The sequence below is a fragment of the Pseudomonas sp. CFII68 genome (assembly GCF_000416195.1).
Classification (GTDB): Bacteria; Pseudomonadota; Gammaproteobacteria; order Pseudomonadales; family Pseudomonadaceae; genus Aquipseudomonas; species Aquipseudomonas kilonensis.
On the sequence record NZ_ATLN01000065.1, the window covers coordinates 1 to 6,651 of the forward strand.

At 63.1% G+C, this 6,651-nt stretch carries 4 protein-coding genes; all 4 read left to right on the plus strand.

What is annotated here, in order from left to right; all coding sequences use genetic code 11:
- Nucleotides 1-362: 362 nt before the first annotated feature.
- The 4 genes from nirB to cobA are packed head-to-tail and all read left to right on the plus strand — an operon-like array spanning nt 363 to nt 6,614.
- Complete coding sequence (gene nirB, locus CFII68_RS17125) at nt 363-2,816, plus strand: nitrite reductase large subunit NirB (RefSeq protein WP_018605254.1); 2,454 nt, start codon at nt 363-365, stop codon at nt 2,814-2,816.
- Entirely contained in the window at nt 2,813-3,130 is a 318-nt protein-coding gene (gene nirD, locus CFII68_RS17120) for a nitrite reductase small subunit NirD (RefSeq protein ID WP_018605256.1), read from the plus strand. Before nirB ends, nirD begins: the two co-directional genes overlap by 4 nt.
- On the plus strand, nt 3,130-5,847 hold the full coding sequence (locus CFII68_RS17115; protein ID WP_018605257.1) for a nitrate reductase: 2,718 nt from the start codon (nt 3,130-3,132) through the stop codon (nt 5,845-5,847). Before nirD ends, CFII68_RS17115 begins: the two co-directional genes overlap by 1 nt.
- An 11-nt stretch (nt 5,848-5,858) precedes the next feature.
- Nucleotides 5,859-6,614, plus strand: coding sequence for a uroporphyrinogen-III C-methyltransferase (cobA, locus tag CFII68_RS17110; RefSeq protein ID WP_018605259.1), 756 nt, complete (start codon nt 5,859-5,861; stop codon nt 6,612-6,614).
- Nucleotides 6,615-6,651 lie beyond the last annotated feature (37 nt).

A 6,651-nucleotide genomic window follows, 5' to 3' on the forward strand; every position in this document is an offset into this window, starting at 1 on the left:
GGGAGCAAAGCTTGCTCGCGATGGCGGCCTGCCTGTCCACTGCATATCCACCGCCTTCACGCTCCATTACCGGGCAACACGCTTTGATTCGGTGCAATAACCCCCTCCCCAATCCGCTCAACCAGCCCGCTGCTCAATAAATCCGCACCTTCGAGCCACTTGGCACAACCACTGCATATCCCCTATCAACATACATAAGGCAACGCCTCCAACGATGAAGGCGGTGCTTCCCGAGAGAACGGGACCAGGACAAAGGCGTCCTCGCTAGCTTGCTAGCGGGACGCCTTTTTTTGTTTTCGTAAAAATGACCGAGCCAGTCCGATCGCCGTGATAAAGCGGACCTGAGCTTGCGGAGAACCCTGATGAAGAAACTCAAACTGGTGATGATCGGCAACGGCATGGCCGGGGTTCGAACCCTCGAGGAACTGCTCAAGCTGAGCAACGAGCTGTACGACATCACGGTGTTCGGCGCCGAGCCCCACACCAACTACAACCGCATCCTGCTCTCGCCGGTGCTGGCCGGTGAGCAGACGTTCGAAGAGATCGTGCTCAACGACCTGAGCTGGTACCTGGACAACAACATCAAGCTGCTGCTCAACCGCAAAGTGGTGGAGATCGACCGGGTCAAGCGCCGGGTCATCGCCGAAGACGGCAGCGAAGCCGAATACGACCGCCTGCTGATCGCCACCGGCTCCACACCCTTCATCCTGCCGATTCCTGGCAACACCCTGGAAGGCGTGATCGGCTACCGCGACATCGCCGACACCCAGGCGATGATCAACACCGCCAAGACCCACAAGCACGCGGTGGTGATCGGCGGCGGCCTGCTCGGCCTGGAAGCGGCCAACGGCTTGAAGCTGCGGGGCATGGACGTGACCGTCGTCCACATCGGTGAATGGCTGTTGGAACGGCAACTGGACAAGACCAGCGGCCAACTGCTGCAGACCGCCCTGGAAAACCGTGGCCTGAAATTCCGCCTCTGCGAACAGACCCAGGCCTTGCACGACGCCGGCAATGGCCGGGTCGGCTCGGTCCAGTTCAAGAACGGCGACATCATCCCCGCCGACCTGGTGGTGATGGCCGCCGGCATTCGTCCCAATACCGAACTGGCGGAAAAATCCGGCATCCCGTGCAACCGCGGGATCCTGGTCAACGACACGATGCAAACCTACGACCCGCGCATCTACGCCATCGGTGAATGCGCCAGCCACCGCGGCACGGCCTACGGCCTGGTGGCACCGTTGTTCGAACAGGCCAAGGTCTGCGCCAACCACCTCGCGCAACTGGGCTTCGCCACTTACAAGGGTTCGGTCACCTCAACCAAGTTGAAGGTCACCGGCATCGACCTGTTCTCCGCCGGCGACTTCATGGGCGGCGAAGGCACCGAGACCATCACCCTTTCCGACCCCATCGGCGGCGTCTACAAAAAGCTGGTGATCAAGGATGACGTGCTGGTCGGCGCCTGCCTGTACGGCGACACCGCAGACGGCGGCTGGTATTTCCGCCAGATCCGTGAAAACCACGGCATCAGCGAAATCCGCGATCACCTGATGTTTGGAGAAAACGCCCTCGGCGACGTAGGCCACCAGGGCCAGGACAAAGCCATGAGCATGGCCGACACCGCCGAAGTCTGCGGCTGCAACGGCGTGTGCAAAGGCACCATCGTCAAGGCGATCCAGGAACACGGGCTGTTCAGCGTCGATGACGTGAAAAAACACACCAAAGCCGCCAGCTCCTGCGGCTCGTGCGCCGGCCTGGTGGAGCAGATCCTGATCAACACTGTCGGCGGCGCGGCGGACGTCAAGCCGAAAAGCGAAAAAGCCATCTGCGGTTGCAGCGACCTCAACCACGGCCAGATCCGCCAGGCGATCCGCGACCAGCACCTGCTGACCATCGCCGGGGCCATGAGCTACCTGAACTGGCGCACCCCCAACGGCTGCGCCACCTGCCGCCCGGCGTTGAACTACTACCTGATTTCCACCTGGCCCGGCGAAGCCCAGGACGACCCACAGTCGCGCCTGATCAACGAACGCGCCCACGCCAACATCCAGAAAGACGGCACCTACTCCGTGGTCCCGCGGATGTGGGGTGGCGTGACCAACCCTTCGGAACTGCGGCGCATCGCCGACGTGGCCGACAAATACAACGTGCCCATGGTCAAGGTCACCGGCGGCCAACGCATCGATTTGCTGGGGATCAAGAAGCAGGACCTGCCCGGCGTGTGGAAAGACCTCGACATGCCGTCCGGCCACGCCTACGGCAAGTCCATCCGCACGGTGAAGACCTGCGTGGGCAGCGAGTTCTGCCGCTTCGGCACGCAGAACTCGACCCAACTGGGCATCGAGCTGGAACACGACCTGTTCAACATGTGGTCGCCTCACAAGGTGAAGCTGGCCGTCTCCGGTTGCCCACGCAACTGCTCGGAAGCCGGCATCAAGGACGTTGGCATTATCGGCGTCGATTCCGGCTGGGAGATGTACATCGGCGGCAACGGCGGGATCAAGACCGAAGTCGCGGAGTTTTTCGTCAAGCTCAAGACGGCCGAAGAAGTGCGCGAATACAACGGCGCCTTCCTGCAGCTGTACCGCGAGGAAGCCTTCTACCTCGAACGCACTGTGCACTACATGCAGCGGGTTGGCATGGAGCACATCAAGAAAGCCGTGCTGGAAGACTCGGAACGACGCAAAGCGCTCCATGAGCGCTTGAAGTTTTCCCTGTCGCTGGAGCAAGACCCCTGGAAACAACGCCTGGAACAGCCTCAGTTGAAGAAAGAATTTGAGGTCATCCCTGTGAAAAACCTGGAGGTGCCGGCATGAACTGGCTGGATATCTGCGCACTGGAAGAGATCAATATCCTCGGTTCGCGCATCATCAATGGCCCGAAAGGCGACATCGCGATTTTTCGTACCAGCGACGATGAAGTGTTCGCCCTCGATGACCGTTGCCCGCACAAGGGTGGCCCGCTGTCCCAAGGATTGGTCTACGGCAAGCGCGTGGCCTGCCCGCTGCACAACTGGCAGATCGACCTGGAAAGCGGCCAGGCCCAGGCCCCGGACGTGGGCTGCGCCCATCATCATTCGGCCCGGGTCGAGAACGGCCGGGTGCAGTTGGCACTGCGGGACGCAAGCTGATGAACCGCCAGATCACTGCCTCGACCTGCTGTTATTGCGGGGTCGGTTGCGGCGTCCTGATCGAGCATGACGACGAGCGCATCCTCGGCGTCAGCGGCGATCCCGCCCATCCGGCCAATTTTGGCAAACTGTGCAGCAAGGGTTCGACACTGCACCTGACCGGCGACCTCGCCGCCCGCGCCCTCTATCCCGAGTTGCGCCTGGGCAAAGGCCTGGCCCGCGCCCGCACCGACTGGGACAGCGCCCTGGATCACGCTGCCAGTGTCTTCGCCGAGACCATCGCCGAACACGGCCCGGACAGCGTGGCGTTCTACATCTCCGGCCAACTGTTGACCGAGGATTACTACGCCTTCAACAAGCTCGCCCGGGCATTGGTGGGCACCAACAACATCGACAGCAATTCGCGGCTGTGCATGTCCTCCGCCGTGGTGGGCTACAAGCGCAGCCTCGGCGCCGACGCCCCGCCCTGCAGCTACGAAGACCTGGAACTGAGCGATTGCGTGATGATCGTCGGCAGTAACATGGCCTACGCCCATCCCATCCTGTTTCGCCGCCTCGAAGAGGCTAAATCCCGCCGGCCGCAGATGAAAATCATCGTCATCGACCCCCGGCGCACCGACACCTGCGACCTGGCGGACCTGCACCTGGCGATCCTGCCGGGCACCGATGTCGCCTTGTTCCATGGGATTTTGCACTTACTGCTGTGGGAAGACTGGGTCGACCGCGACTTCATCAAGGCCCATACCGAAGGCCTGGCCGACCTGAAAAACCTGGTACGTGATTACACCCCGACCATGGTCGCCCAGCTGTGCGGTATCAGCGTCGAGCAACTGCAGCAGTGCGCCGAATGGGTCGGCACGTCGCCGAGTTTCCTGTCCTTGTGGTGTATGGGGTTGAACCAGTCCACCGCCGGCAGCGCGAAAAACAGCGCACTGATCAACCTGCACCTGGCCACGGGGCAAATCGGCCGGCCGGGGGCGGGGCCTTTCTCGCTGACCGGCCAACCCAATGCCATGGGCGGGCGGGAAACCGGCAGCCTGTCGAACCTGCTGCCGGGCCATCGCGAAGCCGCCAACCCGGAACATCGTGCGGAAGTCGCCCGCTACTGGGGCGTCGAGCAACTGCCCGCCACCACTGGCTTGAGCGCCATCGAGCTGTTCGAGCAGGTGCGCAGCGGCAAGATCAAGGCCTTGTGGATCGCCTGCACCAACCCTGCGCAATCGATGCCGGACCAGACCGCGGTACGTGAAGCCCTGCAAGCCTGTCCGTTCGTGGTGTTGCAGGAAGCTTTCCGGACCACCGAAACCGCCGCGTTTGCCGACCTGCTGCTGCCAGCGGCCAGTTGGGGCGAGAAAGAAGGTTCGGTGACCAACTCCGAACGGCGCATTTCCCACGTCCGCCGGGCCATCGGCGCACCGGGTGAAGCACGTGCGGACTGGGCAATCACCGTGGATTTCGCACAACGCCTGGAGAAACGTCTGCGCCCAAGCTTGCCCAGCCTGTTCGCCTTTGAAAGCCCTGCCCAACTGTTCGATGAATACAAACAGCTGACCCGTGGCCGCGACCTGGACTTGTCCGGCATCAGCCATGCCCTGATCGATCAACTCGGCCCTCAGCAGTGGCCCTTCCCGGACGGCGCCACGGTCGGGACGGCGCGCCTGTACGTGGACGGAATTTTTCCTACCGACAACGGCCGGGCGCGGTTTGTGGCCGACCCGTATCGCGCCGCCAAGGAGCTGCGTGACGCCCGCTACCCATTGACCCTGAACACCGGCCGTTTGCGTGACCAGTGGCACGGCATGAGCCGTACCGGTACCGCCGCGCAGTTGTTTGGTCATGTGAACGAAGCGGTCCTCAGCCTGCACCCCGACGAACTGCAACGCCATCGCCTGCAAGCGGGCGACCTGGTCAGCCTCAAGAGCCGTCGCGGCAGCGTGATCGTGGCCGTGGACAGCGATGACAGTGTGCGCCCCGGCCAGGCCTTCCTGCCCATGCACTGGGGCGACCGGTTCCTCAAGGGTGGGGTCAATACCCTGACGCAACCGGCCTTCGACCCCTTGTCGAAACAACCGGAACTCAAGCACAGCGGCGTGCGCCTGGAACCGGTGAACCTGCCTTGGCAGCTTTTTGCCTTGATCGAAGGCGATGTTCAACAGCATCTGGAGGCCCTACGACCCCTGTGTGAGGCGTTTTCCTACGTCAGCCTGAGCCTGACTGGCCGTGAGCGTCCCGCGTTGCTGATTCGCGCTGCCAGCGCCGTTGCCCCTGAACCGCAACTGCTTCAGGCCATCGATGAACAATTGGGCCTGATCGAGGGGCCGGTGCTGGCCTATGACGATCCGCGTCGCTCCATCGGTAAACGGGTGCGCATCGAAAACGGCCGCATCACCGCCATTCGCCTGGCAGGCGAAACCCTGGCCCGGCACTGGCTGCAGAACCTGTGGCTGGAAGGTCGTGCCGATGAACAACTGCGGCGCTGGCTGCTGGCGCCTTTGAGCGCGCCGCCGGGCAACGTCGGCGCCGCAACGGGTGGCAGTAAAACGCTGTGCAACTGCATGAACGTCAGCCAGCGTGCGATCTGCGCAGGCATCGAACGTGGCCTGGACTTGCAGGGGCTCAAACAGGAACTGGGCTGTGGCACGCAATGCGGCTCCTGCGTACCGGAAATCAAGCGCCTGCTGGTTGCCACTGCGCAACCGCTGGCGGCTATCTCGTGAGGAAAAACACTATGAACGCAAAAGTCTGGCTGGTGGGTGCAGGTCCCGGTGACCCTGAATTGCTGACCCTCAAAGCCGTGCGCGCCCTGGGCGAGGCCGACGTGGTGTTGATCGACGATCTGGTCAACGCCGCGGTGCTGGAGCATTGCCCCGATGCGCGCATCATTGCCGTGGGCAAGCGCGGCGGCTGCCGCTCCACACCCCAGGCCTTTATCCATCGCCTGATGCTGCGTTATGCCCGCCAGGGCAAATGCGTGGTGCGTCTCAAGGGCGGCGACCCCTGCATCTTCGGCCGCGGTGGTGAAGAGGCGCAGTGGCTGCGCGAGCACGGTGTCGAAGTGGAGATGGTCAATGGCATCACCGCCGGCCTCGCGGGGGCGACCCAGTGCGATATTCCACTGACCCTGCGCGGGATTGCCCGGGGCGTGACGCTGGTGACGGCCCACACCCAGGACGGCAGCAGCCTGAACTGGCAAGCCCTGGCACAAAGCGGAACCACCCTGGTGGTGTACATGGGCGTGGCGAAGCTGAGCGAGATTCGTGAGCAATTGCTGGCCGGCGGCCTCGCGGCGGACACACCCGTGGCCATGATCGAAAACGCCTCCCTGCCCCACCAGCGTGACTGCCGCAGCGACCTGGCCTCGATGGAAGCCGATGCCAGCACCTTTCAACTCAAGAGCCCGGCGATCCTTGTGATTGGCGCAGTGGCTGGCGCGGCTGAACTGGCCGCCTCCCCGCCGGCCCGGGCTCAGGTTTCAGCCCTCTGACAGACACCCACAATGGGATCGGAGTACGACCGGGAGA